This window comes from Pseudarthrobacter sp. SSS035 (genome assembly GCF_023273875.1).
Lineage (GTDB): Bacteria > Actinomycetota > Actinomycetes > Actinomycetales > Micrococcaceae > Arthrobacter.
This window is the reverse complement of sequence record NZ_CP096882.1, coordinates 87805-104162: the sequence shown is the minus strand read 5'-3', so window position 1 is coordinate 104162 and position 16358 is coordinate 87805. Positions and strand designations below refer to the sequence as shown.

Annotated in this window: 13 protein-coding genes; 5 read left to right on the top strand and 8 right to left on the bottom strand. The window is 65.1% G+C overall.

Annotated elements, in window-relative coordinates:
* Positions 1-119: 119 nt before the first annotated feature.
* From MUN23_RS00490 to MUN23_RS00470, 5 genes are all read right to left on the bottom strand, one after another.
* Positions 120-548, bottom strand: coding sequence for an OsmC family protein (locus tag MUN23_RS00490; protein ID WP_248761590.1), 429 nt, complete (start codon positions 546-548; stop codon positions 120-122).
* Between the two features lie 231 nt (positions 549-779).
* Positions 780-1130, bottom strand: a complete 351-nt coding sequence (locus MUN23_RS00485; protein ID WP_056345294.1) for a hypothetical protein — start codon at positions 1128-1130, stop codon at positions 780-782.
* Between the two features lie 162 nt (positions 1131-1292).
* Positions 1293-3032: a 2-oxoglutarate dehydrogenase, E2 component, dihydrolipoamide succinyltransferase gene (gene sucB / locus MUN23_RS00480; RefSeq protein ID WP_248761589.1), complete on the bottom strand. Its 1740-nt coding sequence runs from the start codon at positions 3030-3032 to the stop codon at positions 1293-1295.
* Between the two features lie 124 nt (positions 3033-3156).
* Positions 3157-4539 carry a dihydrolipoyl dehydrogenase gene (lpdA, locus tag MUN23_RS00475; RefSeq protein WP_248761587.1) on the bottom strand — a complete coding sequence of 461 codons (1383 nt, stop codon included), beginning with the start codon at positions 4537-4539 and terminating at the stop codon, positions 3157-3159.
* A gap of 283 nt (positions 4540-4822) precedes the next feature.
* Positions 4823-6349 (bottom strand): leucyl aminopeptidase, encoded by a 1527-nt coding sequence (locus tag MUN23_RS00470; RefSeq protein WP_248761586.1) that lies wholly within the window; start codon positions 6347-6349, stop codon positions 4823-4825.
* 260 nt (positions 6350-6609) lie between these two features.
* Here MUN23_RS00470 and MUN23_RS00465 point away from each other — a divergent pair, with 260 nt between their 5' ends.
* The 4 genes from MUN23_RS00465 (at position 6610) to MUN23_RS00450 (ending at position 11862) form a co-directional block, all read left to right on the top strand.
* Entirely contained in the window at positions 6610-7548 is a 939-nt protein-coding gene (locus tag MUN23_RS00465) for a proteasome assembly chaperone family protein (protein WP_248761584.1), read from the top strand.
* 69 nt (positions 7549-7617) lie between these two features.
* Positions 7618-8979 carry a nitrate/nitrite transporter gene (locus MUN23_RS00460; RefSeq protein ID WP_248761582.1) on the top strand — a complete coding sequence of 454 codons (1362 nt, stop codon included), beginning with the start codon at positions 7618-7620 and terminating at the stop codon, positions 8977-8979.
* An 81-nt stretch (positions 8980-9060) separates the two neighbouring features.
* Positions 9061-10287 carry a DUF4192 domain-containing protein gene (locus tag MUN23_RS00455; RefSeq protein ID WP_248761580.1) on the top strand — a complete coding sequence of 409 codons (1227 nt, stop codon included), beginning with the start codon at positions 9061-9063 and terminating at the stop codon, positions 10285-10287.
* 273 nt (positions 10288-10560) lie between these two features.
* A complete protein-coding gene (locus MUN23_RS00450) occupies positions 10561-11862 on the top strand; it encodes an RNA polymerase sigma factor (RefSeq protein ID WP_248761578.1) in 1302 nt (433 codons plus the stop codon).
* 171 nt (positions 11863-12033) lie between these two features.
* Here the strand turns inward: MUN23_RS00450 and MUN23_RS00445 are convergent, their stop codons facing one another.
* A complete protein-coding gene (locus MUN23_RS00445; protein ID WP_056345317.1) occupies positions 12034-12255 on the bottom strand; it encodes a hypothetical protein in 222 nt (73 codons plus the stop codon).
* 257 nt (positions 12256-12512) lie between these two features.
* Between MUN23_RS00445 and MUN23_RS00440 the strand changes: the two genes are divergently transcribed.
* A complete protein-coding gene (locus tag MUN23_RS00440) occupies positions 12513-14621 on the top strand; it encodes a type IIA DNA topoisomerase subunit B (RefSeq protein WP_248761576.1) in 2109 nt (702 codons plus the stop codon).
* Between the two features lie 117 nt (positions 14622-14738).
* Here the strand turns inward: MUN23_RS00440 and MUN23_RS00435 are convergent, their stop codons facing one another.
* A complete protein-coding gene (locus tag MUN23_RS00435; protein WP_248761574.1) occupies positions 14739-15752 on the bottom strand; it encodes a M56 family metallopeptidase in 1014 nt (337 codons plus the stop codon).
* Between the two features lie 6 nt (positions 15753-15758).
* On the bottom strand, positions 15759-16145 hold the full coding sequence (locus tag MUN23_RS00430; RefSeq protein WP_058929341.1) for a BlaI/MecI/CopY family transcriptional regulator: 387 nt from the start codon (positions 16143-16145) through the stop codon (positions 15759-15761).
* Between the last annotated feature and the right edge of the window lie 213 nt (positions 16146-16358).

The window sequence follows — 16358 nt, the reverse complement described above, 5'->3', positions numbered from 1 at the left end:
GCCCGGCGCCACAGAACAAAGAAGGCCCTGCCCCTCCCGGTTAGTCCGGGCGGGGCAGGGCCTGCTCTGTCTCAGGAGCGGTCAGCGTCCATAGCGAACGCGGAAGCCGCCGGAGCAGATTAGGATTCCAGGGACGCGTCCAGGGTGATCGCGATGCTGGCCAGCGCGCCGGAAACCGGGCAGCCGGTCTTGGCCTCGCCGGCGATCCGCTGGAACTCCTCTTCGGAGACGCCGGGGATCTTGGCGGACATGGTCAGGTGGCTCCCGGTGATGCCGGTGCCGGGGACGAACGTCACGTCGGCTTTGGTGTTGACTTCGTCTGGAGCATGTCCGGCCTGGGCGAGCATGTTGCTGAACGCCATTGAGAAGCAGCTCGCGTGTGCTGCGGCGATCAGTTCTTCCGGGCTGGTCTTGCCCTCGGCCGCTTCGGTGCGTGCCTTCCAGGTGACCTCAAATGTGCCCAGGCCGGAGCTGTCCAGCGTGGTCTGACCCGACCCCGTCATCAGGTCGCCGTTCCATACTGTGTGCGCGGTGCGTGTTGCTGCCATGTCCACTCCTCAAAGTCGGTTCGAACCGGGACCGGCCGTTGCCTGGCCCCGCCGGTTCCAATCCTAGGGATTGAGCGGCGGCCGTGCACAGGGTGTCCGCTCTCAGTGGATTGTGACTACGCAGCCCAGCCGCCTGGCGGCTGCGTGGCGGTCACCGCTTGGCCGTTAAACAGCGACGGCGCCGCACCCACAGAGGGGGAGCGGCGCCGTCGTGAGTGGTTCAGCCGGCGTTCAGTTCCACAGCGTGGCGATGGCCACGTTAAGCAGTGCAAGTCCGCCAACTCCGTGGGCCAGGCCCTTGCTGATGTCTTCGCCCTTTTTGTATTTGCGGCGGCCGATGAAAGCCAGCACGCCGACGGCCAGTGCAATCGCGAACTTGATGCCCAGCTTGAAGTAATTCGCGTCCATGTCCAGGGACGGGATCAGGCCCATCAGCACAATGCCGGTGATGAGCTGAAGAGCTGCGCCGTCGAACTGCCGGGGGTGGACCGTGGGGGTTTTCATGTTCCCGATCCAGATTCCGACGATCATAGCGGCGCCGACGATGTGCAAGAAGACCACGATGTTGTACACGATAATCATGCGACCAGTCTACGCAGGGGTTCTACATCATGTAGTAAGGCCGGCCGCAGAGTTTCTGTGTCGGCGGAGACAGCGCTGCGCCTTAAACCGCGACGGCGGTGCACGCCTTCCGGTGGTTTCCCACCGGCACGTGCACCGCCGTCGTGCGGTTCTGGCCTGGGGTTAGAGTCCCAGGTCGGCCTCGAAGGCGCCTTCTTCAAGGCGGGCCTTCAGGGTCTGGAGGAAGCGGCCCGCATCCGCGCCGTCCACCAGGCGGTGGTCGTACGTGAGGGACAGGTACATCATGGAGCGGATGGCGATCGAGTCGTCACCGTTCTCATCGGCCACCACCACGGGGCGCTTGACGATCGCGCCGGTGCCCAGGATGCCGACCTGAGGCTGGTTGATGATCGGGGTGTCGAACAGGGCGCCGACCGAACCGATGTTGGTGATGCTGAACGTTCCGCCGGACAGTTCGTCCGGGCCGATCTTGCCGTCGCGGGTGCGCCCGGCAACGTCGGCGATCTTGGCGGCCAGTCCGGCCAGGTTCAGGTTGCCGGCATCGGAGATGACCGGAACCAGGAGGCCCTTGTCGGTGTCCACTGCGATCGCCAGGTGTTCGGCGTTGTGGTACGTGATCTCCTGCTTGTCCTCGTCGTACGCAGCGTTGAGCTTGGGGTGCTGCTTGAGGGCCTCGGCCACGGCCTTGGCGATAAACGGCAGGAAGGTGAGCTTGACGCCGTTCTGGGCCAGGAAGGAGTTCTTGGCCTTCAGGCGGAGCTTGGCCACCTTGGTCATGTCCACTTCGTGCACCTGTGTGAGCTGCGTGGAGATTTCGAGGGATTCGCGCATACGGCGGGCGATGACCTGGCGGATGCGGGGTGCCTTCTGCGTGGTGCCACGCAGCGAGGAGGCAGCCGGGCCCGCCGGAGCGGCGGACGGCTTGGCCGGTGCTGCTGCAGCGGGAGCGGCCTTGGCTTCCGCAGCGGCGAGGACGTCCTGCTTGCGGATGCGCCCACCGACGCCGGTGCCGGACAGTGATGCGACGTCCACGCCGTGCTGGTTGGCCAGCTTCCGGACCAGGGGAGTCACGTAGCCGGACTCGCCGCCGGCAGCAGGCTCGGCTGCGGGTGCCGGGGCTGAAACGGGTGCCGGTGCTGCTGCGGCAGGTGCCGCCGGAGCAGGCTCTGCCTTGGGTGCTTCGGGTGCCGGTGCCGCTGCGGGCGCCGGTGCGGCAGGCGCGGCGGCGGGTGCCGGCGCTGCTGCTGGTGACGGTGCGGAGGCTGCAGGGGCTGCCGCGCCGGAGCCGATGACGGCGAGGACGGCGCCAACTTCGGCGGTTTCGTCTTCGTTGACACGGATTTCCTGCAGCGTTCCCGCGACGGGGGACGGGATTTCGGTGTCAACCTTGTCCGTGGATACCTCGAGTAGCGGTTCGTCCACTGCAACGGTGTCGCCCACGGCCTTCAGCCAGCGGGTGACGGTTCCTTCGGTGACGCTTTCGCCCAGTGCCGGGAGGGTGACGTCGTGGCTTTCGCCGTCCGAAGCGGCGGATGCTGCCGCTGCGGGAGCTTCCGCAGCCGGTGCTTCTGCGGCCGGGGCCTCTTCAGCCGGCGCCTCTGCAGCCGGTGCGGCGGGGGCTTCCACGGCCGGTGCTGCTGCTTCGGGGGCTGCGCCGCCGCCGGAGCCGTCGCCGATACGGACCAGGGGAGCGCCTACTTCGGCGGTCTCGTCTTCGGCTACGAGGATTTCCTCGATGATGCCGGCAATCGGAGAGGGGATTTCGGTGTCTACTTTGTCGGTGGAAACCTCGAGCAGCGGTTCGTCCACCTCTACCCGGTCACCTACCTGCTTGAGCCAGCGGGTGACGGTTCCTTCGGTGACGCTCTCACCGAGGGCGGGCAAGTTAACGGATTCAGACATGTCGTCCCCGTTCTCCTTATTGATCTTTTGTGCGGATGATGGCTGGCTTGTTCGAGCTTAGTGCACCCGGCGGGTCACGCCGGGTGCACCAAGCCCTGTTGTCTTGCTGTGCTGCTGGCTGTAATTAGCCGTGAAGCGGGCGACCGGCCAGGGCCATTGCGGCCTCGCCGAGTGCCTCGTTCTGCGTCGGGTGCGCGTGGATGAGTCCGGCAACATCTTCCGGGTAGGCTTCCCAGTTGACGATCAGCTGGGCTTCGCCGATCTGCTCGCCGACGCGGGTGCCGATCATGTGGACGCCAACAACCGGGCCGTCTTTTTCGCGGACGAACTTGATGATGCCGCCCGTGCCCAGAATGGCGCTCTTGCCGTTTCCGGCCAGGTTGTATTCCGTGCTTTCAACCCTGTCTTCGCCGAACTTCTCCTTGGCGGCTTTCTCGGAGTATCCCACCGAGGCAATCTCGGGATCGCAGAAGGTGACCTTGGGGACGTTGATGTCGTCGACAACCACGGGCTTCATGCCGGCGATTTCTTCGGCGACGAAGATGCCCTGCTGGAATCCGCGGTGTGCCAGCTGCACGCCGGGAACGATGTCGCCGACGGCGTAGACGTTGCCGACGCCGGTGTGGAGGCGTTCGTTGGTGATGACAAAGCCGCGGTCAATGGTGACGCCCGCTTCTTCGAATCCCAGGCCCGCCGTGGACGGTCCGCGTCCGACAGCCACGAGCAGAAGGTCCGCTTCGAACGTCTTGCCGTCCACCAGGGTGACCTTGACGCCGTCGTTGTCCTGCTCGACGCCCTGGAAGAAGGTGCCGGTGTTGAACTTGATGCCGCGCTTCTTGAAGGTGCGCTCCAGGACCTTGATGATCGAAGCGTCTTCGTTGGGAACCAGGGAAGGCAGGCCCTCAACGATGGTGACGTCCACGCCGAAGGACTTCCATACTGAAGCGAATTCGACGCCGATGACGCCGCCGCCCAGGACGATGACGCTCTTGGGCACGTAGTCCATCTTCAGGGCTTCGTCAGAGGTGATCACGCGGCCGCCGATTTCCAGGCCCGGAAGGGAGCGGGAGTAGGAGCCGGTGGCGAGGACGATGTTCTTGCCCTTGTAGGCCGTGCCGTTCACGGTGATGGTGTCCGGGGCGGTGAGCTTGCCTTCGCCCTCAATGACGGTGATGCCCTTGCCCTTGATCAGACCCTGCAGGCCCTTAAACTTACCGGCAATGATGCCGTCCTTGTAGGCGTTCACGGCGGTCATGTCGATGGACTGGAACTCCACGTTCACGCCGTACTTGGCGCCGTCGCGGGCGTGGTCGGCAACTTCTGCGGAGTGCAGCAAGGCCTTGGTGGGGATACAGCCGTTGTGCAGGCAGGTGCCGCCCAGTTTGGCCTTCTCAACCAGACCAACGGTCAAGCCAAGCTGTACGGCACGCAGGGCTGTGGCGTATCCGCCGCTGCCGCCACCTAGTACCAGGATGTCGAATTCTTGCGCAGTTGCCTGATCGGCCACTTAGACGCTCCCTCGCGTGAACGATGACGCGATCGTGCGCATCATCTGGTCTTGGAACTTGTACTGCCGTGATTATGTCAGCAGGCAGGTTCTCGTGCATTTGTGACTACCGGGGTTCACCTTAGCGAACCCCTCATCCATGCTCCACCTTGGCGCCGCCTTTGTGGGGCGCTTGTGTCGAGTGTCACGCGGCCATGTGGCCAACGGATCACGGCCGGTTCTGCGGTCGCAGGTCAAGCGGCCGCGTGACAACTCAAGAGCACAGGTCAGGGTTCCCCCGGGGTCAGGCGGCAGCCGCCAGGATGTCCTCCACGTAGGCAACCAGTGTGCGGACCGTGCAGCCCGTGCCCTGCTTGTGGGTGTAGCCGTAAGGGCTTCCGTTGTTAAAGGAGGGGCCGGCGATGTCGATGTGCGCCCAGGGGATCTGCTCCCCGTCTTTGCCCTTGCCCACAAACTCGCGCAGGAAAACAGCCGCGGTCATCATGCCGCCGTGGCGCTCACCGATATTGGCTAGGTCGGCCACCTGGGAGTCGATGCTCGGGCGCAGTTCTTCCGGCAGCGGCATCGGCCACACCAGTTCGCCCGCACGGTCGGCGGCGGCCTTGAGCGGTCCGGTGACACTGTCAGAGCCCATCACGCCGGCGGTCCTGTTGCCGAGGGCGATGAGCTGCGCACCGGTGAGGGTGGCGACGTCGATGATGGCGTCAGGGTATTCGAGGCTCGCCGCGACGATGCCGTCTGCCATGACCAGGCGGCCCTCGGCATCGGTGTTCAGCACCTCAACGGTTTTGCCGCCGAACATGGTAAGAACATCCGCCGGCCGCGAGGCCGCACCGGAGGGCATGTTTTCTGCGATGCAGAGCCAGGCGGTCGCCTTCACCGGCAGGCCAAGTCCCGCGATGGCCAGGACAGTATTAAGGACGACGGCGGCGCCCGCCATATCGCTCTTCATGTCACCCATGCCAAGGGCCGGCTTGATCGAAATTCCGCCGGTGTCGAACGTGATGCCTTTGCCGACCAGGGCGATTTTTGCGGTGGCCTTTGCGGGGGCGTATTCGACCTTCACCAGGCGGGGCTGTCGCGTGGACCCCTTGCCCACGCCCATGATGCCGCCGAAGCCTTCTTTTTCGAGGCGCTTTTCGTCCCAGACCGTGACCTTAACAGGCAGGCCCTTGGACAGTTCCTTGGCGGCCTCGGCGAAGGATTCGGGGTAGAGGTGGCTGGGCGGCTGGTTGACAAGGGACCGCGTGGCGTTGACGGCTTTGCCGATCAGGCCTGCCCGCGTCAGGGCAGAGCGCAGCGCATCATTGGCGGTAACGTCCGTATAGATCACTGCGTTGCGGACCGGATCCTTCAGCCCGTCGTTGGACGACCGGTACTCGGTGAACGCATAGGCTCCCAGGGCGGCACCTTCGGCGACTGCCGCGACGTCGGCGACTCCCGCCGTCGGGAGCGCGAGGACAACGGTGGGCAGGCCGCTGAGCTGGCGGACGGCGGAACCCGCGGCACGCCGCAGGGCCTCTTCGGTCAGCGGGCGGCCCGCGGCCACCTTGCCGACGCCGGCGAGGACCAGGACCCCCGAACCCGTTTCCGGCAGGCCGGGCAGCCGGACCACCTGGTCAGCGGCGCCGGTGACACCCAGGACCTTCAGGGAGTCTGTGAGCGCTTCAGCCGATTTTGCGGTCAGCGGATTCTCAAGCAGGACGGGGCCGTCCGATCCCTGCCCCACGCCGATGACAACGGCGTCACTGGGGGTCCTCTTCAGGTCCTTGGCGAGGGTACTAAGGTTGATTTCAGTATTCTTGACCACGGGGTAAGTCCTCAATTCTCGAAAAGGCTGTTCGCGCTGGTATGGATGTCAGGCGCTCGGCCATGGAAATCCGGCGGCCGTCCGATCGGGACGTCGCCGGGGTGCCGGTAAACCCGTCCGGCGGGCCATTCACGATCGTAGCCGCTGCGGGCCGCGGCAGCGGAATCTCCTGAGACCTGCGCCACACCCGCTGGCGGAATTCAGGGGTGCCTGGCCGCGTTGTACAAGATATTCACCCGACTCCTTGAAAGGACGACGCCGTGCTTGAACGGATTTCCGGTTCCCTGCTGGACCCCGATGCGCTCTATGCGAGCAACATCGAGCTGTTCCACAGCCCGGCGCTCCGCGGGCTGAACCTGGTGATGGGTTTCACCGGCTTTGCCGATGCCGGCCACGTGGTGAGGCAGATCAATGCGGAGCTCCTGGACACCCTCGACGCCGTGCCGGTTGCTGTGTTTGACGCCGACCAGCTCATCGACTACCGGTCGCGGAGGCCCCACATCTCCTTCGTGGAGGATCATCTGCAGGACTATCAGGAGCCGAAGCTGGCGCTGTACAAGCTGACGGACGGGCTCGGCAGCCCCTTCCTGCTGCTGGCCGGTTTTGAACCCGACCTTCAATGGGAGCGGTTCGCACGCGCCGTCGTCGGCATTGTGGAAAAGCTGGACGTGAACCTCGTGACCTGGATCCATTCCATTCCCATGCCGGTGCCGCACACGCGCCCGGTGGGTGTGACAGTCCACGGCAACCGTCCGGAACTGATCGAGGGCATTTCGGTCTGGAAGCCCACCGTTGACGTTCCGGCGGCCGTAGGGCACATTCTGGAGCTGCGGCTGATGGAAGCCGGGCGCAATGTTGCCGGCTACGTGATCCACGTTCCGCACTACCTCGCTGAGGCGGAATACCCGCCGGCCGCCGTGGCCGGACTCGAATTCCTCGGTGCCGCGACGTCCCTGATGTTGCCGGCGGACCGGCTCCGCGAAGCGGGCCGGGAAGTGGGCCGCCAGATCGCCGAGCAGGTGGCCGCCTCCGAAGATGTCCAGCAGGTGGTCACCCGGCTGGAGGAGCGGTACGACGAGAAGGCCGAGGGCACCGTCCGGCGTTCCCTCCTGGCCGATGAAAATGACGAACTGCCCAACGGGGACGAGCTGGGCGCGGCAGTGGAGGCTTACCTGGCCCGCGAGAACCCGCACCCGTAGCCGGCCCCACGGCGTCCGCCTGGCAGACGCTTGCCGTGGTCCGGGCAGCAGCCCGGGCATAATGAGGGGGTGACTGCATCCCGAGCCTGGCTGATCTGGACCATCGGCATCTTCGCCTACCTTGTGGCCGTCTCCCAGCGCACGTCATTCGGTGTGGTGGGACTTGAGGCCACCGAGCGGTTCCATGCCGGTGCGTCGGCCATCTCCTTCTTTACGGTGCTGCAATTGCTGGTCTACGCCGGCCTGCAGATCCCCGTGGGCCTGCTGGTGGACAGATTCGGCTCGCGCGCCATGATCGCCGGTGGAGCCGTCCTGATGGGTCTTGGCCAGCTCCAGTTGGCCTTCGCCGACACCATCCCCGGCGGTGTGGCGGGGCGGGTTCTGGTGGGCGCCGGGGACGCCATGACCTTTATTTCCGTGATCCGCCTGATTCCGTTGTGGTTCGCGCCGGCCAGGGTTCCCTTGGTCACCCAGCTGACGGGCATGTCAGGCCAGCTGGGGCAGCTGTTCAGTGTGCTGCCTTTCGCCTTTGTCTTGCATTCCTTTGGCTGGACCTCCGGTTTCCTGATGCTGGCGGGAATGGCGGGCGTGGCGGTTGTCCTGGTGCTGGTGCTCTTGAAGGACCACCCGCCCGGTGCGCCCGCGCCGCAGGCGCAGCAGGGGTTGAAAGCCACGGGCGCCTCGCTCGCGCGGGCCTGGCGCCAGCCGGGTACCCGGCTGGGGATGTGGAGCCACTTCACCATCCAGTTCAGCGGCACCGTCTTCGCCATGACCTGGGGATATCCGTTCCTGATCTCGGGGCAGGGCCTGGATGCCGGAACCGTGGCCGGCCTCATGACCTTGTACGTTGCAGCGGCGATGGCGGTGGGCCCCTTCATTGGGCAGTTCGTCTCCCGTCACCCGCTTCGCCGGTCAACGATGGTCCTGCTCATCGCCGGCGCCACGGCCGCTGCCTGGGCCGCGGTGCTGCTGATGCCTGGCCGTTCCCCGCTATGGCTGCTGGCGTGCCTGGTGGTCGTCCTGGCCATCGGGGGGCCAGGATCGATGATCGGGTTTGATTTCGCGCGCACGTTCAATCCGGCGCACAGGATCGGTACCGCAACGGGCATCGTGAATGTGGGTGGCTTCATCGCGGCCCTCGTGGCCATCTTCCTGATCGGCCTGGTGCTGGACGTCCTGCTGGCCATCGGCTATTCCGGCGGTGTCCTGTACGGGCTTGAACCGTTCCGGATCGCACTCAGCGTTCAGTTCCTGCTGCTGGGCTTTGGCGCCGCCATGACGATTGCCTGTCGGCGCAAAGTGCGGCGCCAGATGGCAGCGCAGGGTGTTGTGGTGCCGCCGCTCCTTCGGGCCATGGCGCAGCAGCGGCGGGCGAACCTGGCCCAGCGTCGCCAGCCTTCCGAGTCCAAGGACCGCGCGGGCAAAGACTGACACCTTTCCTGCACAGGCAGGTTATTCACATACGGTATGTTGGCGCTTCACCGCGGCTCGCGCTGCGCCAAAGCTGGAACCATGAAACCTTCAGAACACCTGACCGTCCGAGGCCCTGAAGACATCCTCGGGTTCATTCCGCATTCCCTGGGCTACTGGCCGGCCGACAGCCTGGTTGCGATGACCCTGCAGGGGAACCGGCTGGGAGCGACCCTGAGGCTGGATCTTCCAGGCCCGGAAACGCTCGCGGACCCGCGGGACTACGCCCGCACCGTGCGTGACTATCTCCAGGCTGACGAGAATGCCGACGCCGCCCTGCTGGCCTGTTTCACCAACGACGGCTGGATGGAACCCCCTGGAACCTACCGCGGGCTACTGGACGCCTTGCAGTCGGAACTGGGGGACGCGGGGATGCCGGTGCGGGACGCCTGGTATGTCGGCGACGCCTTCTGGCGTGATGCTTTTTGCACTGATCCGTCCTGCTGCCCCTCGCCGGGCCGGTCGGTTCAGGCGATCCGGGACAGCATGCTAAATGCCGAGATGGTCTTCCGCGGCAGCAGCGTCGGGCCCGCGCCGGAAGACCGGGGTCCCGCGCCCGCAGCAATGTCGGCGGAGTCCAGGGCCCGGCTGCGTGCAGCCGAGGCGGCGTGGACGGTCCCGCTGGATGTCCGCCGGGGCAGCAGGGCCCAGTTCGACGCGCTCCTGGACTCGTGGGAACCGCTGTTCCTTTCCGGCCAGTGTCCGGCCGACCCCCTCATCCAGGGCTTCTTCCGCGCATCACTCCGTGTACCTTCCTGGCGGGATGCGGTCCTGGTGATGGCTGCCGCGGGCAGGGCTGCCGCGTGTGCCGGTGCGGACCAGTTTGGGATCTTCGACGCCACATGCCAGCTGGCGCCAGTGCGGCCGCGGGGCGCTGGTGTCCTGGGAACCGGGTCCGGCACCGCGGTTGTCACGCCTGGTCCGGTCCCGGGCGCCGAGCCACCGGTGCCGGGCTACGGCGAGATCTTGCTGGGCCTGGAGCCGCCCTTGCCGGACTGGACCAGCATGAACAACCTGGACCGTGTCCTGGAGCTGTTGGCTGCCGGGGGAGGACAGGCAGCGGCAGCGGCGCTGTCTGGACGAGGCTGGATTTCGTGGTGCCGCGGACGTGGCTCGTATGCTGCAGCGCATCTGGGGCAGGCGCTTGACGAGGAACCTGGATACCGGCTGGCCGAACTCCTGCTCGAACTTGTCCAGCGTGGCACGCTCTGTGGCTGGGCTGCGCGCAAGGAAGCCGCCTGGCGTAAATTCGAACCGGATGCCGCCTGATCAGTAGCAGCCATACCAGTGGGGGACCGGGGGTGGGGCAGCCTTTAGGTCGGGTTTGGGAAAACCGTGAGACAATGGTTGCCGAGACCCGGTTGGGTCCGTGAATCAAGTGCATGTGATGAAGCCCAGTCGGGAACATTATGGCCGCCCCGGCAGTTCTACTTGTAGACTCTGCCGGCCGTGGTTGCACCTGATATTCATCACGGACTTGACAGGGTCATAGTGGTGTTGCCCGTATGGTGATTCCACAGACCGCCGCTAGAAAGGTTTTCTGTGACCCCGTCTTCCGCGAAGAAGGATCCCGCCGCCCAGGACGATTTGTCCCCTGAGGCGAAGCAGGCTGCAACTAACGCCAAGCGAGCAGCGACGCGGGCAGCCAACAAAGCCATTAAGGATGCCTCCGGTGACACCGGGTTGGACGGCAAGCCTGAGCCCAAGAAGCGCGGGCCCAAGCCCGGTGCCAAAGCCGCTGCTGAAGCAGCCGGAAAATCTGCGCGTGGCGACGATGATGAGGACGTTGAGGAGGACCTCGACGACATCAACATCGCTGATGACAGCGAGATCAACGCCGCCAAGGCCGCCTCAGCAGCAACGGGCAAGGGCTTTGTCTACTCGGATGCCGATGACGACGACGCCCCTGTCCAGCAGGTGATGTCGGCCGGCGCTACGGCTGACCCCGTCAAGGACTACCTCAAGCAGATCGGTAAGGTTGCGCTGCTCAATGCCGAGCAGGAAGTCGACCTCGCGCTCCGGATCGAAGCCGGACTCTTCGCCGAAGAGAAAATCAACGCCGACGACGGCTCGATGGACCCCAAGTTCAAGCGCGAACTTGAGTTCGTCATCCACGACGGCAAGCGCGCCAAGAACCACCTGCTCGAAGCCAACCTCCGCCTCGTGGTGTCGCTGGCCAAGCGCTACACCGGCCGCGGCATGCTGTTCCTGGACCTTATCCAGGAAGGCAACCTGGGCCTGATCCGTGCTGTCGAGAAGTTCGACTACACCAAGGGCTTCAAGTTCTCCACGTACGCCACGTGGTGGATCCGCCAGGCCATTACCCGCGCCATGGCAGACCAGGCCCGCACCATCCGCATCCCGGTGCACATGGTTGAAGTCATCAACAAGCTGGCCCGCGTGCAGCGCCAGATGCTTCAGGACCTGGGCCGCGAACCCACGCCCGAAGAGCTGGCCCTCGAACTGGACATGACTCCGGAGAAGGTCGTCGAGGTCCAGAAGTACGGCCGCGAACCGATCTCCCTGCACACCCCGCTGGGTGAAGACGGTGACTCCGAGTTCGGCGACCTTATCGAGGATTCCGAGGCTGTGGTTCCCGCCGATGCCGTGAGCTTCACGCTCCTGCAGGAACAGCTGCACTCCGTCCTGGACACCCTGTCCGAGCGCGAAGCCGGCGTGGTGGCCATGCGTTTCGGCCTGACCGACGGCCAGCCGAAGACTTTAGACGAAATCGGCAAGGTCTACGGTGTTACGCGTGAGCGCATCCGCCAGATCGAATCCAAGACCATGTCCAAGCTCCGCCACCCGTCACGGTCGCAGGTGCTGCGGGACTACCTGGACTAGATCAGGACGCAGGCAGCGCGGGTCCCCTTCCGCCCGTCATCTTCGGATCGATGGGTGGAAGGGGACCCGCGTTTTCCTGTCTGGGGCTTCATAGCAAGAGATAACGACAAAAGAGGACCCCTCCGGCTGGAGGGGTCCTCTTCGAGGTGCATCAGGTTGTGGTGCGCCTGATCAGTCGACGGACACGGGAGCCTTCTCGTGAAGCCTGCCCGTCTCGTCGTGCCAGTCTGAGCTCAACGGCCTCAGCGTAGCCTCGATTGCACGGGCATGGTGGCCGCAGAACAGCAGCTCACCGCCGGAGGACTCGAGTACAACGCGGACATATGCTTGAGCCCCGCAACGATCGCACCGGTCCAGTGCGTTGAGTGTGCGGTCTGCCACTGCTGTTGTCATGTCGGCCTCCTTAGTAGATCTGTATGTCTATATAACCAGTATTCGTACCAATCCCATCGCAAGGACGGGTCAAGTTCGCTGTCCGCGTAGCCACAAGAATGGATCAAGCCCGACGGTTTCGGTCACGGAAAGATAACGAGTGGCCTTGCCCACAGCCCGGAGGAAGTGTGGCAGCCCTCTGTCTGCCGCCGCGCCGACTAGGCTTGATGGAGCGCCCGCAGCGCCAGCTGTTCCGTCACTGAAGGAGTTCACAACCCGTGGCACCAAGTTCTGATTACACCGCCCGGCACCTTTCTGTCCTGGAGGGCCTCGAGGCCGTCCGCAAGCGCCCCGGCATGTACATCGGTTCCACCGATTCGCGCGGGCTGATGCACTGCTTGTGGGAGATCATCGACAACTCGGTGGACGAAGCGCTTGCCGGATTTGGCCACGACATCAAGATCATCCTGCACGCGGACAACTCGGTGGAAATCCACGACGACGGCCGCGGCATCCCCGTGGACATGGAACCCAAGACGGGACTCACCGGCGTCGAGGTGGTCTTCACCAAGCTCCATGCGGGCGGCAAATTCGGCGGCGGGTCCTACACGGCCTCCGGCGGCCTGCACGGCGTGGGCGCCTCCGTGGTGAACGCCCTGTCTGCGCGCCTGGACGTTGAAGTGGACCGCGGCAGCAAGACCTACAAAATGTCGTTCCGGCGCGGCGAGCCTGGGCGCTTCAAGGACCAGGGATCCAAGCTGGACCCGTCGGCGGTGTTTGCGCCGTTTGTGGACGGCTCGGTGCTCGATGTGGTGGGCAAGGCGAAGCGTGGTGTGACCGGGACCCGGATCCGCTACTGGGCGGACCGCCAGATTTTCACGCCGGACGCCAAATTCTCCTACGACGAACTGGCCGCACGGGCACGACAGACCTCTTTCCTGGTACCGGGACTCAAGCTCACCGTCCGCGATGAGCGCAGGCTGCCCGGAACCCCCGGTGAGGCAGCCGGCCACGAAGAGGTGTTCCACCACGACGGCGGCCTGTCCGAGTTCGTCGAGTTCCTCGCCGCCGATCCCGCCGTCACCGACGTCTGGCGGCTGCACGGCTCGGGAAAATTCAAGGAAACCGTGCCGGTACTCGACGAACGCGGCCACAGCCAGCTCGCCGAGGTTGAACGTGACTGCGAAGTGGACGTGGCTCTCCGGTGGGGCATCGGCTATGACAGCACCGTCCGCAGCTTCGTCAACATCATCGCCACGCCCAAAGGCGGAACCCACCAGTCGGGCTTCGAGCAGGCGCTGGTCAAGACGTTCCGGAAAGCAGTGGAGGCCAACGCCCGCAAGCTGAAAGCCGGCAACGACAAGATCGAGAAGGATGACATCTTCGCCGGCCTGACAGCTGTCCTGACGGTCCGGCTGGCCGAACCGCAGTTCGAAGGCCAGACGAAGGAAATCCTGGGCACCTCCGCCGTCCGCGCCATCGTCTCGAAGGTGGTGGAGCAGGAGATCACCGCGAAGCTGAATTCAGCCAACCGGAACGACAAAGCCCACTCCGCGCTGCTCCTGGAAAAGATCGTCAGCGAGATGAAGTCCAGGATTTCCGCTCGCGTGCACAAGGAAACCCAGCGGCGCAAGAATGCTCTGGAAACCTCGTCCATGCCTACCAAGCTTGCCGACTGCCGGACGGACGACGTCGACCGTTCCGAACTCTTCATCGTGGAAGGCGACTCCGCACTGGGAACCGCCAAGCTGGCGCGGTCCTCGGACTTCCAGGCACTGCTGCCCATCCGCGGCAAGATCCTGAACGTGCAGAAGGCGTCCGTGGGGGACATGCTGTCCAACACGGAGTGCGCCGCGCTGATCCAGGTAGTGGGCGCGGGATCCGGACGCAGCTTCGACATCAACGCGGCCCGGTACGGCAAAGTCATTCTCATGACCGACGCCGACGTCGACGGCGCCCACATCCGGACCCTGCTGCTGACACTCTTCTTCCGGTACATGCGCCCTATGATCGACGCCGGACGGGTCTATGCTGCCGTGCCGCCGCTGCACCGGGTGGAGGTCATCAACGCCGGGCAGAAAGCCAACGACATGATCTACACCTACTCGGAGGCGGAACTCCATGTGCTCCTGGCCCGGCTGGCCAAGGAAGGCAAGCGCTACAAGGAACCGATCCAGCGGTACAAGGGCCTGGGCGAGATGGACGCCGGACAGCTTGCCGAGACCACCATGGACCCGCGGCACCGGACACTGCGCAAGGTGGGGATCGAGAACGCCAAGCACGCGGAGGACACGTTCGACCTGCTGATGGGGTCCGATGTTGCCCCCCGCAAGGACTTCATCATCGCCGGCGCCTCCAGCCTGGACCGGGAGCGGATCGACGCCTGACGTCCTGTGACGGCCAGGCGGTCGTCGGCACAGCCCATGCCGGGGTTCAGTCCAGACGGCGGTCCCATCCACGACGGCGGTCCCATCCACGACGGCGGTCCCATCCACGACGGCGGTTCAGCCCAGCAGGCCCGGCACGATCAGCAGGGCGGTGGGCACGGCCAGGAGCAGGGCGCAGCCGGCAAGCACCATCCCGCGGGCAGCGGCAGACAGCTGCGGCTCAGGGGACAGCAGCCGGCTGACCCGGGAAATGGTGGTCCGGGCAGAACCTGAGACGGCGCCGGTGGGCGCCTCAAGCCCGTCCAGGGCAAGGCCGGGGTGCGCGGACGGTATGGCGGCGGCCGCCATGCTTCCCGCCATCCCCGCCGTCATACTTCCGGTGGGTCCGCTGGCCACAATGGCGATCGCCTTGATCAGCGTGGCCTTGCTTTCCGACTTCAGCGCGACGTCGTCCGCCAGCATTTCGATGAGCGAGTTCACCGCTTCCTGAGCGAGGCGGGTGGTGGGCAGCCAGGGGAGCGCCTGGCGCCACGCCGCAAACGCCCAGAGCAGGAGATGGTGGCGCTGGTTGAGGTGGGCATTCTCGTGGCTCAGGACGGCCCGCAACTCAGCCGGCTCCAGCGCGGCCATCAGGCCGTCCGAGAGTACCGTGACGGAGCGGGCCCCGCCGGGCAGGCAATAGGCGACGGGTGAATCGTGGCTGATGACCACCGTGCGGGCCGCGTCGATGGACGGGGCGGCTAACAGGGCCAGGAGTTCCCGGTGCCGACGCCGCTGCCGTTCGATCTTGTAGTAGGTCAGCAAGAGGGTGAAGACCAGGTGGGCGGTGAGCAGCGCCGCGGCGGACAGGGCGAACAGATGCCAGAAGCCCAAGGCCGTGGTGGGCGCGTTGAACAGGACCATATCCGCCAGCCCGCGAAGCCCGGAGATGAGGTTGTCACCGATCGGTTCGAGCCCGTAGACCAGCATGGCGCCGATCATGGACAGCCCACCCGCAAGTGCTATTGCCTGCCACAGCAGCATGGCCGTGAACGGAGACCGGGCAGGCCACGAGGCACGGGAAAGAAGGATAGGCACTGGCCACGCCAGGACTATCGCCAGGACCGCCAGCAGGTACGAGGTCCAGAACATGGTCCGCTAGATGTGGCCAAGCAGTTTGCGCAGTGTTTCCGCTTCACTGTCCGTCACGGAGCCGATGAACCGTGCCAGCACGGCTTCACGGTCAGGCGCCGAGCCCAGCACTTCGTGCATCAGCTCCGCCGTGTGGTCTTCCCTGCTGGAAACGGCCTGGTAGCGGTGCGGCCGCGTACCGCGTTCCCGCTCCACAAGGCCCTTCTTCTCAAGCCGTGAGAGGACGGTCAGGACCGTGGTGACGGCGAGCTCCTTGCCCTCATGCCCGGCCGCATCCCCTTTTGCCTCGGTGGTTGTTGCCAGTCTGTCGCGCAGGGTATTCGCGGTGGCTGCTTCGTGGCCCGCCCAGAGCAGATCCATCACTGCCCGTTCCAGTTCGCCAAGACTTGCCATTGCGATACATCCTTCGATTTCCCCGCACCGGGCCGTCGAGGACCGCGGTGACTGCACCAGCGCTACATATACAAAAACAAATTTACCTGTTTTTCGCCTGAGTTTCTACGTACGGTAGAACACTCGGCGCGCCGCGGCCTTGTGGGCGCCACTTCCACATGGAACTGTTGGTTTACAGTGCCCGCCGCATTGTTCTACACTCTGTAGAAGTCA

Bases quoted from the DNA above. Each gene is read 5' to 3' on its own strand.
- MUN23_RS00490 (WP_248761590.1), bottom strand. From the start codon at position 548: ATGGCAGCAACACGCACCGCGCACACAGTATGGAACGGCGACCTGATG.
- MUN23_RS00485 (WP_056345294.1), bottom strand. From the start codon at position 1,130: ATGATTATCGTGTACAACATCGTGGTCTTCTTGCACATCGTCGGCGCC.
- sucB (WP_248761589.1), bottom strand. From the start codon at position 3,032: ATGTCTGAATCCGTTAACTTGCCCGCCCTCGGTGAGAGCGTCACCGAA.
- MUN23_RS00455 (WP_248761580.1), top strand. From the start codon at position 9,061: ATGAAACCTTCAGAACACCTGACCGTCCGAGGCCCTGAAGACATCCTC.
- MUN23_RS00445 (WP_056345317.1), bottom strand. From the start codon at position 12,255: ATGACAACAGCAGTGGCAGACCGCACACTCAACGCACTGGACCGGTGC.
- MUN23_RS00435 (WP_248761574.1), bottom strand. From the start codon at position 15,752: ATGTTCTGGACCTCGTACCTGCTGGCGGTCCTGGCGATAGTCCTGGCG.
- MUN23_RS00430 (WP_058929341.1), bottom strand. From the start codon at position 16,145: ATGGCAAGTCTTGGCGAACTGGAACGGGCAGTGATGGATCTGCTCTGG.